Raw genomic sequence first — 1,288 nt, 5'->3', positions numbered from 1 at the left:
TGGATCTCTGTCAAGAAAGTAGACACTCAAATAAGAGATATCACACAACCTTTTTGTAATACATGGCCTCGTATTGATCCGGTGAAACATAGCCCAAAGAACCATGAATTCTCTTACGGTTGTAAAAGAGTTCAATATACTCAAACATTTCTTGCTGTGCTTGCGCCTTAGTCCGAAATTTTGTACAGTAAATAAACTCTTTCTTCAGCACACTGTGGAAAGACTCGATGCAGGCGTTATCGTAACAGTTTCCTTTACGGCTCATGCTAGCTTTCATGCGATACTTCTTAAGTCGGGCACGGTATGCTTTCGAGGCATATTGTGAGCCTCGATCAGAATGATGTAGGAGTCGTTTAGGTGGCTTCTTGGACTCATAAGCTTGATCTAGCGCAGCTAGCACCAAGTCTTCTGTCATCCTGTCACCGAGCTTCCAGCCAACGATTTTACGCGTGTATAGATCCATTACACTAGCGAGGTACAAGCGGCCTTCACGACACGGCACGTAAGTGATATCCGTTAACCAGACCTTGTTTGGTGCTGTTGTCTTAAATTTTTGGTTGAGCACGTTTGGTGCGATAGGCTCGTCGTGATTGGAGTCGGTGGTTTGTACCTTAAACTTCTTTGATACACATGATCGCAGCCCACTCTCATTCATGAGAATACCTACCAGGCGCTCTGACACGGCCCATCCTTCTCGTTTAAGCAACTTCGTGATTTTAGGGGCGCCATATCGACTACAATGATCTAGAAAAAGCCAAATAATACGCGCCATTAGTGCTTTCCGACGCTTCTGATAGCTGTTTTCTTTTTCCTTCTCTTGTAGCCATTTGTAGTAACCACTCCGGGATATTTCAAGAACGTTGCACATCTTCTCCAGTCGAAACACGGAGCGGTGCTCTTCGACAAACTGGAACCTTAGTTCCTTTCTTTGCTGAAGATGTGCATGGCCTTTTTTAGAATGGCGATCTCTTCCTTGAGATCCTCAATCTCGGTTGCCTGCTCTTGGATTTGATGATCTTTCTGACGAATGGCTTCCCGATCTACAAGCGGTTCATTTTCAAACTTGCGATGTTTCCCCAACCACTGATGTAACGTTCCTGCTGGGATGTTTAACTCTTCTGCAATCTGCGGAACGCTCTTTGTCTGTTCTTGAATGTACTTTACTGTCTTTTCTTTAAACTCATCACTGAACCTCTGTCTCATCTCACCCACACCGGACACCTCTTCCTCTTTGTAATTTAATTATCTGCATTCTCTTATGAGGTGTCCACTTTTTATTCTAGATCTA

1 protein-coding gene and 1 pseudogene are annotated in these 1,288 nt (G+C 43.9%); both read right to left on the bottom strand.

Annotation, left to right across the window (positions count from 1 at the left end):
* Positions 1-40: 40 nt before the first annotated feature.
* A pseudogene (locus NV381_RS38110) lies at positions 41-895 on the bottom strand (IS3 family transposase); the annotation flags it as partial.
* Positions 896-915: 20 nt separating this feature from the next.
* Positions 916-1,203: a transposase gene (locus tag NV381_RS38105; protein WP_258218459.1), complete on the bottom strand. Its 288-nt coding sequence runs from the start codon at positions 1,201-1,203 to the stop codon at positions 916-918.
* Between the last annotated feature and the right edge of the window lie 85 nt (positions 1,204-1,288).

It is taken from the genome of Paenibacillus radicis (ex Xue et al. 2023) (genome assembly GCF_024722015.1).
Classification (GTDB): domain Bacteria; phylum Bacillota; class Bacilli; order Paenibacillales; family NBRC-103111; genus Paenibacillus_S.
Note: the sequence above shows the minus strand (reverse complement) of the source record. Positions and strands in the feature narration are given on the sequence as shown.

Bases quoted from the DNA above. Each gene is read 5' to 3' on its own strand.
- NV381_RS38105 (WP_258218459.1), bottom strand. From the start codon at position 1,203: ATGAGACAGAGGTTCAGTGATGAGTTTAAAGAAAAGACAGTAAAGTAC.